At 71.4% G+C, this 19390-nt stretch carries 17 protein-coding genes and 2 pseudogenes; 8 read left to right on the top strand and 11 right to left on the bottom strand.

Going from position 1 to position 19390, the window contains the following annotated elements; translation table 11 throughout:
• Positions 1-78: 78 nt before the first annotated feature.
• Positions 79-859 (bottom strand): annotated as a pseudogene (locus ACQEWB_RS46565) (cation diffusion facilitator family transporter).
• Positions 860-1013: 154 nt separating this feature from the next.
• On the opposite strand from ACQEWB_RS46565, the pseudogene ACQEWB_RS46560 reads away from it, so the two are divergent.
• Both ACQEWB_RS46560 and ACQEWB_RS46555 read left to right on the top strand, forming a co-directional pair.
• Positions 1014-1665, top strand: a pseudogene (locus tag ACQEWB_RS46560) (hypothetical protein).
• A gap of 18 nt (positions 1666-1683) precedes the next feature.
• Positions 1684-1992, top strand: coding sequence for a DUF4235 domain-containing protein (locus ACQEWB_RS46555; RefSeq protein WP_432842475.1), 309 nt, complete (start codon positions 1684-1686; stop codon positions 1990-1992).
• Positions 1993-2200: 208 nt separating this feature from the next.
• Here the strand turns inward: ACQEWB_RS46555 and ACQEWB_RS46550 are convergent, their stop codons facing one another.
• Positions 2201-2902 (bottom strand): TetR/AcrR family transcriptional regulator, encoded by a 702-nt coding sequence (locus ACQEWB_RS46550; protein ID WP_432842473.1) that lies wholly within the window; start codon positions 2900-2902, stop codon positions 2201-2203.
• A 146-nt stretch (positions 2903-3048) separates the two neighbouring features.
• On the opposite strand from ACQEWB_RS46550, the gene ACQEWB_RS46545 reads away from it, so the two are divergent.
• The 3 genes from ACQEWB_RS46545 (at position 3049) to ACQEWB_RS46535 (ending at position 8252) form a co-directional block, all read left to right on the top strand.
• Positions 3049-4551 (top strand): APC family permease, encoded by a 1503-nt coding sequence (locus ACQEWB_RS46545; RefSeq protein ID WP_432842471.1) that lies wholly within the window; start codon positions 3049-3051, stop codon positions 4549-4551.
• Positions 4552-4561: 10 nt separating this feature from the next.
• Positions 4562-6196 (top strand): amidohydrolase, encoded by a 1635-nt coding sequence (locus ACQEWB_RS46540; protein WP_432842469.1) that lies wholly within the window; start codon positions 4562-4564, stop codon positions 6194-6196.
• A gap of 325 nt (positions 6197-6521) precedes the next feature.
• Entirely contained in the window at positions 6522-8252 is a 1731-nt protein-coding gene (locus tag ACQEWB_RS46535) for a hypothetical protein (protein WP_432842467.1), read from the top strand.
• A gap of 69 nt (positions 8253-8321) precedes the next feature.
• Here ACQEWB_RS46535 and ACQEWB_RS46530 read toward each other — a convergent pair whose 3' ends face one another.
• The 5 genes from ACQEWB_RS46530 to ACQEWB_RS46510 are packed head-to-tail and all read right to left on the bottom strand — an operon-like array spanning position 8322 to position 12687.
• The gene (locus ACQEWB_RS46530; protein WP_432842465.1) at positions 8322-9569 is read right to left on the bottom strand and encodes a cytochrome P450; all 1248 of its coding nucleotides are present in this window, start codon (positions 9567-9569) and stop codon (positions 8322-8324) included.
• Complete coding sequence (locus ACQEWB_RS46525; protein WP_432842463.1) at positions 9566-10171, bottom strand: GTP-binding protein; 606 nt, start codon at positions 10169-10171, stop codon at positions 9566-9568. The genes ACQEWB_RS46530 and ACQEWB_RS46525 overlap by 4 nt, the downstream gene beginning before the upstream one ends.
• On the bottom strand, positions 10152-10523 hold the full coding sequence (locus ACQEWB_RS46520) for a DUF742 domain-containing protein (protein ID WP_432842461.1): 372 nt from the start codon (positions 10521-10523) through the stop codon (positions 10152-10154). Before ACQEWB_RS46520 ends, ACQEWB_RS46525 begins: the two co-directional genes overlap by 20 nt.
• Positions 10520-10930 carry a roadblock/LC7 domain-containing protein gene (locus ACQEWB_RS46515; RefSeq protein ID WP_030043913.1) on the bottom strand — a complete coding sequence of 137 codons (411 nt, stop codon included), beginning with the start codon at positions 10928-10930 and terminating at the stop codon, positions 10520-10522. Before ACQEWB_RS46515 ends, ACQEWB_RS46520 begins: the two co-directional genes overlap by 4 nt.
• A 5-nt stretch (positions 10931-10935) precedes the next feature.
• The gene (locus ACQEWB_RS46510; protein ID WP_432842458.1) at positions 10936-12687 is read right to left on the bottom strand and encodes an ATP-binding protein; all 1752 of its coding nucleotides are present in this window, start codon (positions 12685-12687) and stop codon (positions 10936-10938) included.
• A 244-nt stretch (positions 12688-12931) separates the two neighbouring features.
• On the opposite strand from ACQEWB_RS46510, the gene ACQEWB_RS46505 reads away from it, so the two are divergent.
• Together ACQEWB_RS46505 and ACQEWB_RS46500 are read left to right on the top strand one after the other, a co-directional pair.
• The gene (locus tag ACQEWB_RS46505; RefSeq protein WP_432842456.1) at positions 12932-13294 is read left to right on the top strand and encodes a DUF1304 domain-containing protein; all 363 of its coding nucleotides are present in this window, start codon (positions 12932-12934) and stop codon (positions 13292-13294) included.
• Positions 13291-13854, top strand: coding sequence for a TetR/AcrR family transcriptional regulator (locus tag ACQEWB_RS46500; protein WP_432842454.1), 564 nt, complete (start codon positions 13291-13293; stop codon positions 13852-13854). The genes ACQEWB_RS46505 and ACQEWB_RS46500 overlap by 4 nt, the downstream gene beginning before the upstream one ends.
• A 4-nt stretch (positions 13855-13858) precedes the next feature.
• Here the strand turns inward: ACQEWB_RS46500 and ACQEWB_RS46495 are convergent, their stop codons facing one another.
• Together ACQEWB_RS46495 and ACQEWB_RS46490 are read right to left on the bottom strand one after the other, a co-directional pair.
• On the bottom strand, positions 13859-14659 hold the full coding sequence (locus ACQEWB_RS46495; RefSeq protein WP_432842452.1) for a hypothetical protein: 801 nt from the start codon (positions 14657-14659) through the stop codon (positions 13859-13861).
• 62 nt (positions 14660-14721) lie between these two features.
• On the bottom strand, positions 14722-15687 hold the full coding sequence (locus tag ACQEWB_RS46490) for a GlxA family transcriptional regulator (RefSeq protein WP_432842450.1): 966 nt from the start codon (positions 15685-15687) through the stop codon (positions 14722-14724).
• Between the two features lie 71 nt (positions 15688-15758).
• Between ACQEWB_RS46490 and ACQEWB_RS46485 the strand changes: the two genes are divergently transcribed.
• Entirely contained in the window at positions 15759-16709 is a 951-nt protein-coding gene (locus tag ACQEWB_RS46485; protein WP_432842448.1) for an NADP-dependent oxidoreductase, read from the top strand.
• Positions 16710-16716: 7 nt separating this feature from the next.
• Here the strand turns inward: ACQEWB_RS46485 and ACQEWB_RS46480 are convergent, their stop codons facing one another.
• Entirely contained in the window at positions 16717-17823 is a 1107-nt protein-coding gene (locus tag ACQEWB_RS46480) for an NAD(P)-dependent alcohol dehydrogenase (protein WP_432842446.1), read from the bottom strand.
• Positions 17824-17863: 40 nt separating this feature from the next.
• Positions 17864-19318: an aldehyde dehydrogenase family protein gene (locus ACQEWB_RS46475; protein WP_432842444.1), complete on the bottom strand. Its 1455-nt coding sequence runs from the start codon at positions 19316-19318 to the stop codon at positions 17864-17866.
• Positions 19319-19390: the final 72 nt, after the last annotated feature.

Here is a 19390-nt window from a genome sequence, read left to right as displayed (position 1 = left end):
GTCGGAGCGTCGTAGGAAGTCTCCGGAAAAATCTTCCGGCGCGGGCGCATAAACCTGTTTTCGCCGGGAAGCCGTGCGTCAGGCCCCGCCGCGTTCCCCCGTCGCGGCGGGGCTCTCCCGTGCCTCCCCGGCCGGCCGCTCGGTGATGTCGGAGAAGATCTGGTCCGCCTCGGGGACGCGGGCGGCCACCAGGGCGGTGTCGAGGCCCGTCTTCATGGTGAACAGCGCCTCCACGCTGTCGATCTCGGGCTGCTCCGCGAGCAGGTCGCGGATCCGGCCGGTAGGCGACGTAGCCGAGCAGCGCGCCGATCGCGAGCGAGGCCGACGCCTCCCAGGCCACCTGCCCGGTGATCATGTGCAGGACCATGCCGGCGGCGGCCGGCGTCACGCCGATCACCGCGGTGCCGTCCTCGGCGACCACCGTGCGCAGCGCCGGGTCGCGCAGGCCGCCCGCGCCGCCCTCCCGGTGCACCTGGTGCAGGGCCCGCAACAGTGAGACACCCTCGACGACGAAGGCGACGCCGAGCACGATCAGGCCCGCCACATAGCCGCTGAGCTGCTCCTCGGCGCCGTTGCGCAGGGCCTCGAAGCCCTGGAAGCAGGAGAAGCAGCCGCCCATGACGAAGATGCCGACGGCCGCGAGCAGGGACCAGAAGAAGCGTTCCTTGCCGTAGCCGAAGGGGTGCCGTTCGTCGGCGGGGCGGCGGCTGCGGCGCAGCGCGGCCAGCAGGAAGACCTCGTTGAGGCTGTCCGCGACCGAGTGCGCGGCCTCCGAGAGCAGGGCCGGGGAGCCGGCCAGCAGACCGCCGACGGCCTTGGCCACCGCGATCACCAAGTTCGCGACGAGCGCCACCAGCACGGTGACCCGGGTGCGCCGGTCCCGCTTCGCGCCGGGCTTCTTCCTGGATGTCCCGCTCACCTTCGCCGACTGCCCCTCTCGGGTCGGCTCAGACCGTGCGCGCGGCGGAATTCGGGGAACGCGGCAGTCAACGGGCACATCGCAGGGAGGCGTCATGGGCGGCGGGGGCAACGACACGTGCGGCAGGAAGCCCCTCAAGCGGTCCAAGAGCCACTTCACGGACCGGATCACCGCGGACGGCCGGCACGGCCGACCGGTGTCGGCGGACCGTTACCGGCTGGTGGTCAGCCGAGCCTGTCCGTGGGCGAGCCGGGCCGTGATCTCCCGGCGGCTGCTCGGCCTGGAGGGCGTGCTGTCGATGGCGATCGCCGACCCGATCCAGGATCAGCGGCCCGGCGCCCCCGATCTGTATCCGCGGGCGCTGCGCGAGGAGATCGACACGGTGCTGGCGGACGTCCACGAGGACGTCAACAACGGTGTGTATCGGGCGGGTTTCGCCGCCGGCCCGCCATCTCGTCGGCGACACGATCACCGAGGCGGAGAGCCCGGCGCTGTGGGCGTACGCGCACGACCCCTACCAGACGCCCGGCTTCGGTGACACCGTCGACTTCGACCACATCAAACGGCACTACCACCAGGTCCACACCGGCATCAATCCGACCCGCAACGTGCCCCTGGGCCCGGACCTGTCCGGCCGGCTCGAATCCCATCACCGGGAGGAGCTGGGCGGCCGGCCGTTCGGCGAGGGGACACCGCCGGGGCCCGTGCCCGCGGGCGAGGAGGTTCCGGAGCGGGGGCGTCCCTGACCGACGGAGGAGACACACGTGGCCAAGAACAAGAAGAAGAAGCTGAAGCTCCCCCTCGCCTACAAGCCCCTCGGCTTCGTGCTGGGCTGGGCGAGCGGCGCCCTGGCGGGGCTCGCCTTCCGCCGGACGTGGCTGGCGCTGCGGCACGAGGAGGACGCGCCGGACGCCCTGGACCGGGACCGCGGCTGGGGAGAGATCCTGCTCGCGGCCGCGGTCCAGGGCGCCCTGTTCGCGGTGGCGCGCAGCGCGGCCGACCGCACCGGCGCGAAGGCGATCGAGCACTCGACCGGCGTCTGGCCGGTCGCCGACAAGGGTGGCCGGGACTGACGGCGGCGCGGGGTCCCAGCCCTGCTTGAGCGCCGCCGGGGTGACGCGGTCGGAGGGAGTTCCCGGGACGCGGCCGGCTCGGCGGCAGGCCGGCCGGCTGCCGTCGGCGCCCCTGATCTCCACAGGGTCGGCAGTCGCGCCCGTCTCCTCGGCCGCGAGGAACTCCGGTCCGGTCCATGGACCTCCCGGACAGCCAGGTCAGGCCGTTTCAGTCCGCGGCCAGTCGGGCCCGAGCCGCGCTCAGCAGGAGGTCGAGGGCGGCCGGGTAGGAGCTGTCCCGCATGTCCGCGACCAGGAGACGGGCGGTCGCGGCGATGTGCGGGTGGGTGTCGGCGGGCAGCCGGGCGTAGGTCGCCCGCCACACGTCGTCCTCCGCCTCCTGGGCCGGCCGCGGCATGGCGACGCTCGCCGAGTCCAGGGCGCCGAAGGCCAGGGCCTGGTCGACGAAGGCGTGGTAGATGCGCACCGCCTCGGCGTCGCGGAACCCGGCCCCGCGCAGTACCCCGAGGATGGTCTCGACGGCCTGGATCTCGTACGCCCGCCCGGTCACCCGGTAGGAGCTGAGGACCGCCGCCCGGGGATGCGCGAGGGCGCCGGCGTGCATGCGCAGGCCGAGGTCGCGCAGGTCGGCGACCCAGTCGCCGGTGGCCCGCCAGGTGCGCATCGTGCGGCCGATGAGCTCGTCCGCGATGGCCAGCATCAGGTCGTCGGTGTGCCGGAAGTAGCGGTAGAGCGAGCTGGGGTCGGCGCCCAGGGCGCGGCCGAGGCGGCGCACGGACAGGGCGTCGGCGCCGTGCTCCTCGATCAGCCGCAGGGCGGTCTCGACGATCAGTTCCTCGGACAGGACCACGCCCTGTTTGGTGGGGCGTCTGCGCCGCCGGTCGGCGGGCGGGACGACGCGCTCGCTCATGGACTGCCTCCCTGGGGCCGGTGTCCGCGCCGGAGCGCCGGTGCCCGCACCTTACGACAACACTGTTGACCTGTTAAGTCCCCGGGCAGTTTCATGTCCGTTCACCGGGGCCGACCAGGCCCCCTGGTGCGAGCGGAGACCCGCCCATGTCCGACCAGCCCTACGGCGCAGACCCTCCGGCCCGGCCCGTGCTGCGCAAGTCCCTCGGCGTCCTCGACAGCGTCGCCATCGCCGCGTCCAGCACGGCCGCGACCACCAGCATCGGCATCGGCCTGGGCGTCACGGCCGGTGTCGTCGGCCTCCATCTGCCGGCGATCATGCTGCTCGCGTTCCTGCCGGTGCTGGGCATCGCGGGCGCCTACTCCCGGCTCAACAAGGTGGAGCCGAACGCCGGCAACGGCTATGTGTGGGTGGGCCGTTCGCTCAGCCCGTGGCTCGGCTTCATGGTCGGCTGGGTGAACATCGTCGCGACGGTGGCGTTCCTGGCGTACACGACCGCGGTCACCGGCTCGGCCCTGATCCAGCTCGCCGGGAAGGCCGGACTGCACCGCCTCGCGGGGCTCGCCCTCGACCCCGGATCCACCGCGCAGACCACCGCCGTCGGCATCGTCGTGCTCATCGGGGTCACCCTCACCGCCGTCACCGGCATCCGCACCGCCGCCCGGCTACAGACGGGGCTGCTGGTCTTCGAGTACATCGTGCTGCTCGGCTTCTGCGGATACGGCATCATCCACGGCCCGCACGCCTTCAGCCTGAGCTGGTTCGACCCGTTCGCGATCCCGTCGGCCTCGGCACTCGCCCAGGGGATGCTGCTGTCGGTGTTCTGCTACTGGGGCTTCGAGGCCGCGTTCAGCGTCAACGAGGAGGTGCGCGAGCCGCGGGACGCCTCCCGCGCCGGGTTCATCACCCTGCTGACCATGCTGGGACTGTTCCTGCTGGGCTCGATCGCCTTCCAACGGGTGCTGTCGGAGGACGAGTTGGCCGGGCACGGCGCCGAGGGGCTGGCGTACTTCGGCGACCGGCTGGCATCCGAGCCGCTGGCCGCGCTGCCGCTGGTGGCCCTGATGTTCTCGGCCGTGGCCTCGCTGCAGGCAGGGGTGATCCCGACGGCCCGGGCGATGTTCGCGATGAGCCGGGACCGTACGCTCGGGCCGGTGTGGTCCAAGGTCAGCCCCCGGTACGGCACTCCGGCCGCCGGGACGCTGCTCATCGGCGCACTGGCGGTGGCCGTAGCCGCACTCGCCCTGGTCATCCCCCGGCTCGCGGACATGATCATGGCCACGGTGAGCGCCGTGGGCATCGTGGTCGCCCTGTCGTACGCGCTCACGGCGCTGGCGGCGGCCGTGCGCTTCCGCTCGCTGCTGCGCGAGGACTGGCGCGAGGGTGTACGGGCCGTCGTGCTGCCCACGTTGAGTGCCCTCGCCCTGCTCGGCCTCGGCGGCTATCTCGGCTGGTCCTTCTACACCTCCACCGACCATCTCGAACTCCGCGCGGACAACGGCTGGTTCCTGCTGATCACTCCCCTGGCGATGATCGCGTCCGGCTTCATGGCCGCCGCGTGGGCCCGGTGGGTGCGCAGGTCGCCGTTCTTCCGCACGGGTCAGGGCACCGACGCGGACGCCCCGGCACTCCTCCCGACACCCCACTAGGAAACGGAACATGCACGCAGACCTTCTGTTCACCGGCGGCCCCGTCCTCACCCCCGGGGGCCGCACCGCGACCGCCGTGGCCGTCACCGGCGACCGCATCACCGCCGTCGGCCACGACGAGGTCCTCGACCTCGCGGGGCCGCGGACCCAAGTGGTCGACCTGGCCGGGCGGTTGCTGCTGCCCGGCTTCCAGGACGCGCACGTCCATCCGATACCGGCCGGCCTGGAGCTGAGCCAGTGCGACCTGACCGGGACGCGGACGGCGGCGGAGACGGTCGCCGCGGTCCGCGCGTACGCCGACGCCCGTCCGGAGCGGGAGTGGGTCCTCGGCGGCGGCTGGTCGATGGAGGCCTTCGAGGGCGGTACGCCCACGAAGGAGCTGCTGGACGCGGTGGTGCCGGACCGGCCGGTCTATCTGCCCAACCGGGACCATCACGGCGCCTGGGTCAACAGCCGGGCCCTGGAACTGGCCGGGATCACCCGCTCCACGCCGGACCCGGCCGACGGGCGGATCGAGCGGGACGCCTCCGGCGAGCCGAGCGGCACGCTCCAGGAGGGCGCGATGCAGCTCGTCGGGCGGCTCACCCCGTCGGCCACCGCGGCGGACCGGCTGGCGGCCCTGCTGCACGCGCAGCGCCATCTGCACGCGCTCGGCATCACGGCCTGGCAGGACGCGCTGGTCGGGGACTTCCTCGGCATGGACGACCCGTCGGGCGCCTATCTCGCGGCCGTCCGGGACGGCTCGCTCACCGCGCGGGTGGTCGGCGCACTGTGGTGGGACCGGGAGCGCGGGGCCGAGCAGATTCCCGAACTCGTCGAGAAACGGGAGGCGTTGAGCCACGGCCGGTTCCGGGCGACCAGCGTCAAGCTGATGCTGGACGGGGTGGCCGAGAACGGCACGGCCGCGCTGCTCGACCCCTATCTGGACCGGTGCGGGTGCGCCACGGCCAACCGCGGCAAGAGCTTCATCGACGCAGGTCAACTCCCCAAGTACGTAACGGACTTGGATGCGCTTGGCTTCCAGTGCCACTTCCACGCGCTGGGCGACCGGGCCGTACGCGACGCACTGGATGCGATCGGGGCGGCGCGGGCCACGAACGGGCCGAACGACACCCGGCCGCATCTTGCGCACCTTCAGGTCGTGCACCCCGAAGACGTGCCGCGCTTCGCCGAGTTGGGCGCCACCGCGAACATCCAGCCGCTGTGGGCCGCGCACGAACCGCAGATGGACGAGCTGACCATCCCCTTCCTCGGACCCCAACGGGCCGCCTGGCAGTACCCGTTCGGCAGCCTGCTGCGGTCCGGCGCCACGCTGGCGGCCGGCAGTGACTGGCCGGTCAGCAGCCCGGACCCGCTCCAGGGAATCCATGTCGCGGTCAACCGCCTGGAGCCCGGCGCCGATCACGCCCCGGTCTTCCTGCCCGCCGAACGCATAACCCTCACCGAGGCGTTGACCGCCTACACGGCCGGATCGGCGTACGTGAACCACCTCGACGACACCGGCCGGATCAAGGTGGGCGCGCTGGCGGACCTCGTCGTACTGGACCGCGATCCGTTCGACGGGCCGGCCGAGGCGATCGCTGAGACGGGTGTGGCGCTGACCTATGTGGGAGGGGAGGCAGTGTACGCAGCTCAAGAGGCATAGGCAGTAACGGACATCACGGCGAGGTCACGCGTAGATCATTTACGCTCTGGGCAGCCTCGTATCGCTTCTCGGTTCAACTTTCGACCATGGAAGCTCAGTTCGAGGGCACGGGTGGCCATTTCGGCCACCCGTTCGCAGAGCCGGGGGGACTCTGCCTCGCCGTCTCCCGAAAGGAAGCGCATGCCTCAGGACGTCACGAACCTCCCCTCCGACACCCCATCAGGCGTGACCAACACGGTCGAGGCGGCGATCCGGGCGCCCCTCGCGTAAATCGAGTCAATCGAGTCCGTCCGTTGTCATGACCACAACCTGATGGGAAACCGCTGTGAAATCTCCAGTCGATGGTGCCGTTCCGAAGACGTCCGCCGACAGCCTGCTCCCGGCACAGCCGGGCGCCGAGCTCCAGCCCACGGAGGCGGGAAACGCCCTGGCCCGTCTGATGGCGCAACACGTCAACGGGAGCACGGAGCAGCACCGACGGAACCTGAGCGCAGCTCAGCAGCGGCTGGCCGCACTCGGATCCCCCGCCTACAGCACCACGTTGCCCGTGCAGGGAGCCCTCCATCTGGCACGCCCCGCGTTCCTCCCGCCCGATGAGGAGGGCCAGGCAAGGCTCAGGCGCCTCGACACCAGCCTGCGCCTGATCGAAGCAGCGTTCCCGCAGATCGGCACCGATATCGAGATCTGCCGACTGACCTGCACGATGCTGGAGGGGGCCTGGCGGAGCCGGGCACTCGCCCTGCCGCACGAGGAGGAACAGCAGACCGCCTGCACCTGCCCCCTGTGCCGTCGGCTGCCCACGCCCCCCGCACGCACGCTGGACGACTACCGCTGGCGGCAGAGCGCCGGTCGTCCGCTCACCGTCAAGGCCTGGCCGTACCGCCAGGAATTCGACAGCGTCCTGACCAGTGGATGGTCCTGGGCCCGGCACCTGAACGACGTTCAACTGGACCTCGGCCTCCGCCACCGCTTCGAGGACGACATCCTGGTCTTCCACGAATACAAACGCGTGATCGAGACCATCGACACCGCCGGCGTCACCCAGCACGTCGAGGGCCGCCTGGCCGAGAGCTTCAGCACCAACAGCGCACGGGCCCTGGTCGCCGGACTCTACGCGGCCCACAAGCGAGCCGCCGACGAGTACTGGCTCCAGCAGCACCACTCGGGCAGCGTCACGCTCCCCCAGGCCAACCCGCTCGGCCAGAGCACCTACTCACTCCTGCAGATGCTGGACTGTCTGTTCTGGCACGTATCACCCGACACCGAGCTCTGGCAGGAGGAACACCTCGCCTCCCTGCTGCTGTGCCGTGTCATCGACGACATGACCGATGTCCGGGTCGACGCCCTCACCGGCGAGATCAGCAACTTCTGGCTCGCCGACATACCCACCCACACCAAGGCGCTCTACGCGGCCAGTGCCATCGCCTTCGTCAAGTACGGGTGCACGCCCGAGGCGCATCACACCATGTGGAACACCTGGCTGATGACCAGCACCATCGTCTGGATGGGGCTGACGGGCCGGCACGCCCTGTGGTTCGACGGCATCACCGACGGCCTCCCCCCGGCCGACGGATGCCCGCTCTGCGACCTCCAGCCCGACCCGTGCTCCGGCATCCTCACCGGCGGCACCACCCTCACCATCGCCCCGCGGGCGACCGTACCGGCACTGAGCCCCCGGACCGCCGAGCTGTCCGCACGCTGCCGGGCCGAACACCCCCGTGCCTGGCCCCTCTTCGACACCGAACTCCATGCCTTCGAGGCACTGCACGGCCCCTGGTACGGCAACCCCGAGAGCACTTGGGAGATCCTGCGCCGCACCTACATCGCCGGCGTGGAGGCATCCAGCGCATCACCGTCCCCGGACCGCGCCCGTCAGATCCAGCAGGACGCCGGGGCGGTCGGATCCGAACAGTTCTACACGCTGTACGACGGGCGGACCGGGACGGAGGACACCGCGCTGCTCGCCTACATGTTCGGCTGCGCCCACCCGCACTTCCTCTGGAACGCCACGGGACACCGTCCCACGAGCGTCACGGGCGACTGGCTCGACGGCTGACGTCTGCGGCCTGTTCCGGCCGAGGAGACGGCGCTGCCCGGCCGGGGGTCCGGCCGGGCAGCGGTGGTGTCAGACGGAGAACTCGACCGGCAGGCTGTCGAGCCGGGACTCCCAGGTGGAGGCGGTCGACGTGAGCTCATCCGCCGGCACGGCCAGCCGAAGGCCCGGCAGCCGGTGCAGCAGGACGTCCACCGCGATCTCGATCATGGACTGTCCCATGCTCTGCCCGGGGCACTCATGAGGGCCCGAGCCGAACGCCAGGTGCGCCTGGTTGCCCTCCACCGAGGCACCCGCGTCGGGCCGGGCCTCGGGGTCGAAATTGCCCGGGGCGAGACCGAGCACGAGCAGGTCGCCCCCCTCGATGCGGTGCCCGCCCAGTTCGATGTCGCCGGCGGCGAAGCGCCCCGGCAGGACGGACAGCGGCGGAGAGTTCCACATGGCCTCCCCCATCACCGCCGAGATGTTCAGCTGACCGCCGATCAGCCCGGAGAGCCGGGACGCGTCGGTCAGGACCAGCCGCAGCACCCGGGCCAGCAGGTTGGTCGTGACGGCCGCGGCGATCATCACCATGCGCAGATGATCGACGACCTCGTCGTGGTCCAGAGCCGCGTGATGGTCCAGGAGGTCGGTGGCGAGGTCCGAGCTGGGTTCGGCCCGTCTGTGCTCGACGAGTTTGCCGAGGATCTCCCTGATGATGCCGTCGTGCTCCACGGCGTCCTCGCCGCCCTTGAGCAGCTGACCGCACGACTCGACCAGCCGACGCCCCTCCACCTCGGCGAGCCCGAGAACGCGGCTCATCACGAGCATCGGCACGAAGTCGGCGTAGTCCGCCACCAGCTCGGCGCGGCCGACGGCCGCGAACCGGTCGATCTGCTTGTTGGCGAAGTGCGTGGCATGGCGCCGGATGCCTCGGCCGACGGCGGCCTGCAGCACGTCGTTGACGGCGCCGCGCAGCCTGCGGTGCGGCTCGCCGTCCTGGGACACGCAGTCGGGACGCCAGGCGAGCATCGGAACCAGCGCGGACGTCTCCGCGATCCGTCCCTCCTGCCAGTCCCGCCAGGTCCGCGAGTCCCGCGGGAACTGGCTGGGGTTGTCGAGCACCCGCCGGCTGTCCCGGTAGCCCAGCACCAGCCAGGCCGGGACGTCACCCTCCAGCAGCACCGGTGCGACCGAGCCGTGCTCCTTGCGCAGTCGCTCGTAGATGCCCTGAGGGTCGGTGGCCGCTTCCGGGCCGTACAACCGCGTGAAATCCGCCCCGCCGTGTGCGACGGGGCACCCGCGGGGCACGTCGGGACCGTTTAAGGGCTGCTCGTTCATCGGGTCTCCAGTGCGACGGCGGAGCGGTCCTTCAGGTGGTGGATCAGCGCGACGAGCACGTCACGACTGGAGGCCCGGTCGCGGGCGTCGCAGGCCACGACCGGGATGTGCTCGGGGATGTCCAGCGCGTCCCGTATCTCCTCGACGGGGTAGTCCTTGGAGTCGGGGAAGACGTTCAGGGCGACGACGAACGGGACGTTCTGCCGCTCCATCTCCTCGATCGCCCGGAAGCTGGAGGCCAGCCGCCGGGTGTCGACCAGGACCACCGCGCCGAGCGCGCCCTTGAACAGGCCGTTCCACAGGAACCAGAACCGCTCCTGTCCGGGGGTGCCGAACAGGTACAGCATCAGGCTCTCGTTGAGGCTGATCTTGCCGAAGTCCAGGCTGACGGTGGTCTCCGTCTTGTCGGCGACGCCGATGAGGTGGTCGTCGGCGGCGCTGGCCTGGGTGAGGGTCTCCTCGGTGGTCAGCGGCTTGATGTCGCTGACCGAGCGGACCATGGTGGTCTTTCCGGTGCCGAAGCCGCCGGCGATCATCACCTTCACCGAGCGGGTGCCCCCGGCGGCCGGCCGGCCGGGATGGTCAAAGCCGTTCAAGTCCACTGAGTACCTCCTCAAGGAGCGCGAGGTCGGGCCCGCGACCGGCGCCGTGCACGGGGATCGGGTCACGGGCTTTGACGCGGCCTGCCTCGAGCAGATCCGCCAGCAGCACCGCGAGAATGTTGAAGGGCAGTCCGAGGTGGGCGCCGAGTTCGGCCACCGACAACGGGTCGCGGCAGCGCCGGAGGATGTCCTCGTGCTCGTGCTGCATGCCCGGTACGGGAGAGGCCACGGCGATGATGAGCGTCGCCACGTCGAGGCTCGACGCCGAACCGCCCGGTCCACTGCGTCCCCCCGTGAGGACGTAGTACCGCTCGAGACCGGACGGGTCCGTGGGCCGGCGAGGAGCACTCATCCAGAGTGCTCCTCCAGGCGCGGAGTGGTGCCGAGGAGCTCACCCATCCTGCGAGCCAGGTCCCTCATCTGGTGACCGAGCAGTCCCTGGTCCAGTCCCTCCCGGGCGAGGACACCGAGATACGTCTCCACACCGGCGCGTACGACGAAGAGGTGGCCGCCGTCGACCTCGATCATCGCCAGTCGCAGCTGCCCCGCGTACTTGGGGAACTGCTCGGCGACCGGCTGGGCCAGGGCCTGCAGACCCGCGACGACGGCGGCGAACCGGTCGACGTCGTCGGGGTCCTCGGCTCCGAAGGAGGTGATGGCCTTGCCGTCGCTGGAGGCCACCAGGGCGAAGCGGATCTCCGGGATGGACTCCACCAGATCGCGGAGCGCCCAGCTCACGTCGGTTCCCTGTTGCGTCATGTGGACTAGTCGCTCTCTTCAGTGCGGTGCTCGGCGGACTCACGGCCATGGGGCACCGCGTCCTCCGATGTGGTGGACTCCTCGCCGAACTCGCGGCCGGCGGTGGCGAAGGCTGCCAGGCCGGCGAACGACGCGTCCGGCGGGACGGCGGAGACCGTGGTCTCCTCGGTCCGTTCGGCACGCTCGGCCGGCTGGTGCCGCACCGTGTCATCGCCCTCGCTCCGCTTGCTGCGACGCCGTGGCAGTCCGCCGGGCGTCGTGTCCACCGTCTCCCCGTCGGGCACGGCCACCGGTTCCGGGGCCACCTCGGTGCGCACCGGGGCGGCCGCCGCGGCGGCGACCGGCGCGGCGGCGACCGATGCGGCCGCGGTGCCGGTCGCGGCAGGCCCGGGCAGCGGGCTGAAGTACTTGTGCGGGACCACGACCACCACCGACGTACCGAGCCAGGGCGAGTCCGCGAAGGTGACGCGGATGCCGTAGCGGCGGGCAAGTGCGCCGACGACGCGCAGACCGATGTTGGCGTCCTCGGAGATGCCGCCGATGCCCGGTCCGCCCGCGGTGCCGGTGAGGGCTTCCTCGGCCTCGCGCTTCTTCTCCTCGCTCAGGCCCTTGCCGGAGTCCTGGATCTCGATGCCGACGCCGTTGGGCACCTCCTTGCCGGAGACCAGCACCGGCTCGCTGGGCGGCGAGTAGCGGGCCGCGTTGTCCAGCAGCTGGGCGAAGATCAGCGTGAGGTGGTCCACCAGGCCGCCGTCCACGCCGAGTTCGGGCAGATGGCGGATCTCGACGCGGTGGAAGTCCTTGATCCGGCCGACACCGCCGCGCACCACGCTGAGCAGTCGCTGCGGCTCCTGCCACTGGCGTCCCGGGCGGTCCGAACCGCCGAGCACACCGATGCTCGCGGCGAGCGAGTCGGCGGGGCCGAGTTCCTGGTCGAGCTCCATCAGACCGCGGGCGACGGCCGGCAGCCGGCCGTGCTCGCCCTGCATCTCGTGCAGGCGACCGCGGAGCTTGCTGGTCAGCACGTGGATACGGTTGCCGATGCTGATGACGGCCTGTTCCGCGGAGGTCGAGCGGTTGAACTCCTCCTCGACGCCCATCAGCGCGGTACGCAGCACCTTGCGCAGCTCGGCCTGGAGGTCGGCGCCGACCTTGGCGCACTGGCTGGTCGGCAGGAGGTCGTCGATGGCGTCACCGGCGCGCAACTGCACGAGCGCCTCGGGGAGTTGCTCGTCGGCCAGCCGCGCGACGGCGGCCTGCTGGTGCGTGAGCTGCTCCTGCCAGACCTCGGCCTGGTCGGCGAGCTGGGCCTCGTACGACTTCACCTGCTCGGTGATTCGCTCCTCGAAGGCCCGGGCCTGCTCACCCAGTTGGGCCTCGTAGGACGAGCTCTGCTCGGCGAGCCGGGCCTCGTAGCCGCCCGAGTGCTCGGTGAGCTGGGCCTCCAGCGAGGCGCGCTCGGCGTTGAACTTCCGCTCCAGGCCCGCGACATGCTGCTGCCACTGCAGGGAGTGCTCGGCCTGCGAGCTGCGGAAGGAGCCCTCGGAGCGGGCCAGTTGGGAGCGGGTGCGGATCAGCAGCCGTACACAGACGGCACTGGCGGCGGTCGCCGCGACTCCGGCGATGCCGGCGAGTATTCGCTCCGAGCTCATGAACGTTGCGGCAACCGTTCCGCCTCCTAAGGCCAGCGGCATCAACCACCAGCTGTACCAGGCGACAGGGGCCCGCGCCGCCGGCGGCGGAGTGGCGAGTTCCATCTGCATCCTTCGAAGCAACACGATCGAACGGGGGGGTGTTCAGGGGGGTTCGCACTGATGTGTGCGCACCACAAGATGACCGAACGCAATCGCGTCAACTCGCAGCGCCGAACGGGAGCTTATCGGGTTTGAACCCGAAAGGATCAACCGTGAACACCCTGCGGAAGTGAGGGTTCCGTCACGGTCTGTTTCTTGGACAGGTGTCCAGCTATAGTGGACACCTGTCCAAGAAATGGAGCTCGGTATGGAGACGCTGGCCCAGGTGCTGGTCGGTCTGGTGGCCGTCCTGCACGCCTACATCCTGGTGTTGGAGATGTTCCTGTGGCAGAAGAAGCCCGGACGGGCGCTGCACGGGTTCGACCGGGAGATGGCTAAGGCGACCGCGCCGATGGCCGCCAACCAGGGGCTCTACAACGGGTTCCTCGCGGCCGGCCTGGTCTGGGGACTGATCGCGGCGGACCCGACCGGCTTCCGCGCCCAGGTGTTCTTCCTGTCCTGCGTCGTGATCGCGGGCGTCTACGGCGCCGCGACGGCCAACCGACGCATCCTCTTCGCGCAGGCCCTGCCCGGCGCGCTCGCCCTGGCCGCCGTCCTCGCCGCCCGGTGACCCGCCCCGCCCCGGAGGACCCGCGGGCCGCGCGCACCCGGGAGCGGCTGCGCGGGGCCCTGCTCGCGGAGTGCGCCGAGCGCCCGCTGGCCGAGGTCGGCGTGGCCGCGCTGGTGCGCCGGGCGGGGGTCGGCCGGGCCACGTTCTACGTCCACTACGACGGCCTGGAGGCGCTGGCGGTCGACGCCTGCGCGGACGTCGTACGCGAGGCCGTGGAGGCCCTGCACTCCTGGACGGGCCGGCCGGACCCGGTGCACGCGCCGCCCGCGCTCGCCGGGTTCTTCGACTCCCTCGCACCGCACGCGGGCCTGTACCGGGAGCTGCTGACCCCGGGCGGCGGCGGACCGCTGGGCCGCGTGCTGCACCGGGACCTGCGGGCCTACAGCCTGCGCGAGCGCACCCGCGCCGGCGCGGCGGACGCCCCGCTGGTCGCCTCCGCGGTGGCCGCGACCTTCGCGGGCGTAATGGCCGACTGGCTGCACGGCATGCTGGAGGGCGACGCGGCTCGAATCGCCGACGAGGTGTGGCAGTTGCTGGTCGCCCTGCACGCCAGCAGGTGACGGTTCACGCGCAGCCCGTGCCGTCCTTCACCAGCGGCCAGGCCTCCACGCCGTCGGAGGTGCGGACGTAGGCCTTCGATGGGCTGTCCGTCAGCCACAACTGCCAACCGTGGTAGCGATATCCGGTGTCGTGGGCGCCGGCGGGCATGCGGGCCTTGCCGTCGTACGGGGAGGTGAGCATGCCCGCGGGGAGCACGCCTTCGGGGTCGCGGGCGTAGAGCCTGGCCTTCCTCCCCTCCCCCAGCGACAGGAAGTGCGCCTTCTGCCAGTCGCAGTGTTCCGGGCCCACGTTGCTGTTCACCTTGGTGATCGGTACCCGTTTCCCGTGCCGGTCGGTCCAGATCTCGTACCACTGCTTGTCGGTGAAGCTCGCCGGGAGTTCGGACGGGTCGCAGGAGGCGCTGGTCTCCGGTCCCCAACCGGGCCTGTTCTTCTGGTCCTTGGCGACGACGACGGCGACCTTGGTGCGGCCGTTCACGTCGAAGGAGTACAGGACGCGGTCCGCCTCCGCGCGTTCGACGCGGTAGCCGTGGCGCGGGACGTCGGGCTGCTCGATGTCGAAGTACACCTTGAGGCCCTCTTCCGGCGTGGCACCTCCGTCGCCCTTGCTCCACGGGTCGCTGCGGCCGCCCGAGTAGATCTCCCCGTCGCACTCCAGGGCCCGGCTCGCGGGCACGTGCAGGGGCCCGCTGTACGGCACGGCCGGAGCCGTCCCGGGGACCACCAGGTCCTGGGCCTTCGCACCGCCGCACGCCACCGCCGCCGACGCGACCAGCACGGTCGTGGCCACGAGTCCTCCGCGCATCCCCCACCCCTTGTTCCGCTCGCCGTCCTACGGTCCTCCGACGCGAGGGCGGTGCGGAACGTTCACGGCTGGGTGGCGGCCGCCCGGAAGGTACGGCGGTACGCCTGTGGCGAGACGCCGATCGCCGCGTGCAGGTGCTGGCGCAGGGAAGCGCCGGTGGCGAAGCCGACGTGGCCGGCGATCTGGTCGACGGACAGGTCGCTGGACTCCAGCAGGTGCCGGGCGCGGGTGACGCGCTGCTGGACGATCCAGCGGCCGGGGCTGAGGCCCACCTCGTCGTTGAAGCGGCGGGCGAAGGTGCGCAGGCTCATCCGGGCGTGGCCGGCGAGGTCGGCCAGCGTGAGGTTCTCGTCCAGGCGCTCCAGGGCCCACGCGCGCGTGGCGGCCGTGTCCGCGGCGCCGCTGTCCGGGACCGGCTGCTCGATGTACTGGGCCTGGCCGCCGTCCCGGAAGGGCGGTACGACACAGCGGCGGGCGACCGCGTTGGCCAGCTCGCTGCCGTGGTCGGTGCGCACGATGTGCAGGCAGACGTCGACACCGGACGCGGCGCCGGCCGAGGTGAGGATGCGGCCGTCCTGGACGAAGAGGACGTCGGGGTCGAGGTCGACCTGCGGGTACCTGCGACGGAACAGGTCGGCGACGCACCAGTGCGTGGTGGCCCTGCAGCCGTCCAGCAGCCCTGCCGCGGCGAGGACGAAGGCGGCCGTGCAGATGGAGACGATCCGCGCGTCCGGGCGGATCGTGGCCAGCGCGGCGGCGACTTCGGCGGGAAGCTCGGTGGGGATGTGCGGGATCGACATGGAAACGACCACCACGGTGTCGGCCGTGGCCAGGATCTCGGGGCCGTGCTCGACGCCGATCGTGAAGTCCGCGTCGGTGTGCACCGGTTGACCGTCGACCGTGCAGGTCAGCACCTCGTACCGGCCGTCGGCCGCGCCGAAGATCCGGCTGGGGATTCCGAGCTCGAAGGGGTAGACGCCGTCGAGGGCCAGCACGACCACTCGTTCCACCCGCTGTTCATCACGCATGGCACGATCCTATCGGAGATTGGCAATCATGCCATTTCCTTGCCGGGTGACCCCCGGCAGGCTGGGTGACCATGAGCACTGTGAACACGATGCGAGCCATCAGTCAGGACGTCCTCGGCGGTCCCGAGGTCCTGAAGCCGGTAGAGCTGGAGCGCCCTGCTCCGCGGACGAACGAGGTACTGGTCCGGGTCCGCGCGGCCGGCGTCAACCCGACCGACTGGAAGCACCGCGCGACCGGCGGTTTCCTGGGCGAACCGCCCTTCGTCCTGGGCTGGGACGTCTCCGGCGTGGTGGAGGCGGTCGGCATCGGCGTCGCCCGCTTCAAGGCCGGCGACGAGGTCTTCGGCATGCTGTCCTACCCGTGGGGCCACGGCTCGCACGCCGAGTACGTGAGCGCCCCGGCGCGCTGGTTCGCGCACAAGCCGGCCGCGATCGACCACACGGAGGCGGGCGCGCTGCCGCTGGTCTCCCTGACCGCCTGGCAGGCGCTGGTGGAGTACGCCGACGTGCGACCGGGGCAGCGGGTGCTGATCCATGCCGCCGCGGGCGGGGTCGGTCATGTGGCCGTGCAGATCGCCAAGGCGCGGGGCGCCTACGTGATCGGCACGGCGAGCGCGGGCAAGCACGAGTTCCTGCGCGGGATCGGCGTCGACGAGGCGATCGACTACCGGGAGACGGACTTCACCGAGGCCGTCAAGGACGTCGACGTCGTGCTGGACACGATCGGCGGCGAGACGTCCGCGCAGTCGCTGCGGGTGCTGCGACCGGGCGGGCTCGTGGTGTCGATCCTGCCGATCGGCGGCAACGAGTTCCACGAGGAGGCCGAGCGGCTGGGTGTCCGGTCGCTACGGATGCTCGTGGACGCCTCGCACTCCGGCATGACGGCGATCGCGGAGCTGGTGGAGGCGGGGAAGCTGCGCCCCGCGATCGCCGGCACCTTCCCGCTGGCCGATGCCGCCGAGGCACACAGGCTCGGCGACACCGGCCGGACCACGGGGAAGCTGGTCCTGCTGATGGACTGACGGTCCGTCAGAACGTGAGCACGGGCTTGATCGCCTTGCCCGCGCCCATGTCCCGCACCGCCTGGTCGATGTCCGCGAACGGATACGTGCTGATCAGGCGGTGCAGCGGGAGCCGTCCCTCCTTCACCAGCCGGACCAGGGACGGGATGAAGGACTGCGTCTCGGCGTCGCCCAGGGTGAGGCCGACGATCTGCTTGCCGCCGAGCAACCCGTTGACGTCCAGGGCGACTTCGGTGCCGAACGGCGGAGCCCCTACGACGACGAGGGTGCCGCGGGCGGCGAGCGCGTCGACGCCCTGGCGCAGGACGGCGACGCTGCCCGTGGTCTCCACGGCACCGTCGGCGCCCTGGCCGCCGGTGATCTCCGCGAGGGACTCGGCGAGGTCGGCCTCGCCGACGTTGACGGTGTGGGTGGCACCCAACTCCTTGGCCAGGGAGAGGCGTTCATCCACCTTGTCGACGGCGACGATCCGGGTCGCGGGGGTGAGGGCGGCGGCCATCACTGCGGACAGGCCCACCGCGCCGGCGCCGAGGACGACGATCGTGCTGCCGGTCACCGGCTTCAGCACGTTCCAGACGGCGCCCACTCCGGTGAGCACACCGCAGCCCAGCGGCGCGATCGACTCCAGCGGCACGTCCGCGTCGACCTTGACCAGGCTGCGCTCGTCCACCAACGCCCGCTCGGCGAACGAGGACTGGCCGAAGAAGTGCCCGCCGAGGGGCTCCCCGTCCCGGCTGATGGTGCTGCTGCCGTCGGCACGGCGGCCGCCGATGAGGTTCAGCGGCAGCCAGGTCGCGCAGTAGGCGGGGTGGCCGCCGTTGCAGTTGCGGCAGTCGCCGCACGAGGCGAACGACAGCACGACGTGGTCGCCGGGCGCGATGCCGGCGACGGCCGAGCCCACGGCCTCGACGACGCCGGCTCCCTCGTGCCCCAGGACTCCGGGCAGCGGGAAGGGCAGGCCGCCGCTTGCGACGGAGAGGTCGGTGTGGCACAGGCCGGCCGCCGCCATCCGCACCAGTGCCTCGTGGGGTCCCGGCTCGTCGAGTTCGACCGCGGAGAAGGTGAAGGGTGCGCCGCCGGACTCGACCACAGCGGCACGGGTGGAGATGGACATCGTACGAACTCCCTTGGTTTTCTTGCGCGTTCAGCCGGGATCAGTCGAGCGAGACGACGACGGACTTGACCTTGGTGTAGGCGGCCAGGGCCTCGGGGCCGTACTCGCGGCCGAAGCCGGAGTCCTTGACGCCGCCGAAGGGCACCGCGGGGTCGAGCATGGCCCAGTCGTTGATCCAGACGATGCCCGCCTGGAGGCGGTCGGCGATGCGGTGGGCACGGGCGAGGTTCTGCGTCTGGATGCCCGAAGCCAGGCCGTACGGCGTGGAGTTGGCGAGCTCGACCGCCTCGTCCTCGGTGTCGAAGGGCTGCACGGTGAGGACGGGGCCGAAGATCTCCTCCTGGACGACTCGGGAGTCGTTCGAGAGGTCGGCGATCACCGTCGGCCGGTAGTAGTAGCCGCCGTCGAGGTCGAGGCGCTCGCCGCCGCAGACGATGCGGCCGCCCTCCTTGCGGGCGAGGTCGACGTACTCCTCGACCTTCTTGAGGTGCTTCTCCCCCGCCATCGGGCCGACGACGGTCTCGGGGTTGCGCGGGTCGCCGACCGGGACGCCGGGGACGGCGTCGCCGAGGATGCCGAGCAGGGTGGCGTGGACCGAACGGGCGACGAGCAGGCGCGGTCCGCCCATACAGAACTGGCCGGTGTTGAAGACGAAGGCCTTGATGATCGCGCCGACGGCCTTCTCCAGGTCGGCGTCCTCGAAGACGATGTGCGCCGCGTTGCCGCCCAGCTCCATGGTGACGGGCTTGAGGGCCTCCCCGGCGGTGCTCGCGACGTGGCGGCCGATCGCGGTGGAGCCGGTGAAGGCGACCTTGTCGATGTCCCGGTGGCGCAGCAGCGCCTCGCCGGTCACCGGGCCGCTGCCGGTGACGACGTTGACGACGCCGTCCGGGACGCCCGCCTCCTTGAACAGCCGGGCCATGTACAGGGCGCTCAGCGGGGTCTCGTCGGCCGGCTTGTGCACGACGGTGTTGCCGGCCGCGAGCGCGGGCCCGATCTTCGAACCGGCAAGGATCAGCGGGAAGTTGAAGGGCGTGATCGCGGCGACGACGCCGATCGCCTCGCGCTTGGTGTACGCGAGGGCGTTCATGGGGGTGTCGCGGATCGCGCCGTCCAGCGAGTACGCGAGCGCGGCGAAGTGCTCGTAGTCGTTGGCCGCGTTGGTGATGTCCACGGCGTGGCACAGCGAGATGGGCTTGCCGACGTCCAGGCTCTCCAGCCGGGCCAGCTCGTCCGCGTTCTCCCGGATCAGCGCGGCGACCCGGTGCAGGATCCGGCCGCGCTCCCGGCCGCTCAGCCCGGACCAGGCACCGCCGTCGAAGGCCTCCCGTGCCGCGCGCACGGCCGCGTCCACGTCGGCGGCGCCCGCCTCCGCGACGGTGGTGACGACCGCGCCCCGGGACGGGTCGACCACCTCGGTACGCGCTCCGTCGGCGGCATCGCGCCACTGGCCCCCGATGAACAGCCGTCCGGGTTCGATCTCGAAGGTGGTCATCACCACTCCTCAGCCTCATCGCCAAGATTTCAACCAACAGGATTCCTGTTGGTTCGCAGTTTCATTACAGAC

Origin of the sequence: Streptomyces sp. CA-249302 (assembly GCF_050936785.1) — a bacterium.
In the GTDB taxonomy this organism is placed as follows: Bacteria; Actinomycetota; Actinomycetes; order Streptomycetales; family Streptomycetaceae; genus Streptomyces.
Note: the sequence above shows the minus strand (reverse complement) of the source record. Positions and strands in the feature narration are given on the sequence as shown.

Coding starts and splice junctions, on each gene's coding strand:
- ACQEWB_RS46505 (WP_432842456.1), top strand. CDS start 12,932: ATGGAGACGCTGGCCCAGGTGCTGGTCGGTCTGGTGGCCGTCCTGCAC.
- ACQEWB_RS46475 (WP_432842444.1), bottom strand. CDS start 19,318: ATGACCACCTTCGAGATCGAACCCGGACGGCTGTTCATCGGGGGCCAG.
- ACQEWB_RS46495 (WP_432842452.1), bottom strand. CDS start 14,659: ATGCGCGGAGGACTCGTGGCCACGACCGTGCTGGTCGCGTCGGCGGCG.
- ACQEWB_RS46510 (WP_432842458.1), bottom strand. CDS start 12,687: ATGGAACTCGCCACTCCGCCGCCGGCGGCGCGGGCCCCTGTCGCCTGG.
- ACQEWB_RS46540 (WP_432842469.1), top strand. CDS start 4,562: ATGCACGCAGACCTTCTGTTCACCGGCGGCCCCGTCCTCACCCCCGGG.
- ACQEWB_RS46550 (WP_432842473.1), bottom strand. CDS start 2,902: ATGAGCGAGCGCGTCGTCCCGCCCGCCGACCGGCGGCGCAGACGCCCC.
- ACQEWB_RS46490 (WP_432842450.1), bottom strand. CDS start 15,687: ATGCGTGATGAACAGCGGGTGGAACGAGTGGTCGTGCTGGCCCTCGAC.
- ACQEWB_RS46485 (WP_432842448.1), top strand. CDS start 15,759: ATGAGCACTGTGAACACGATGCGAGCCATCAGTCAGGACGTCCTCGGC.
- ACQEWB_RS46480 (WP_432842446.1), bottom strand. CDS start 17,823: ATGTCCATCTCCACCCGTGCCGCTGTGGTCGAGTCCGGCGGCGCACCC.
- ACQEWB_RS46515 (WP_030043913.1), bottom strand. CDS start 10,930: ATGACGCAACAGGGAACCGACGTGAGCTGGGCGCTCCGCGATCTGGTG.
- ACQEWB_RS46530 (WP_432842465.1), bottom strand. CDS start 9,569: ATGAACGAGCAGCCCTTAAACGGTCCCGACGTGCCCCGCGGGTGCCCC.
- ACQEWB_RS46520 (WP_432842461.1), bottom strand. CDS start 10,523: ATGAGTGCTCCTCGCCGGCCCACGGACCCGTCCGGTCTCGAGCGGTAC.
- ACQEWB_RS46545 (WP_432842471.1), top strand. CDS start 3,049: ATGTCCGACCAGCCCTACGGCGCAGACCCTCCGGCCCGGCCCGTGCTG.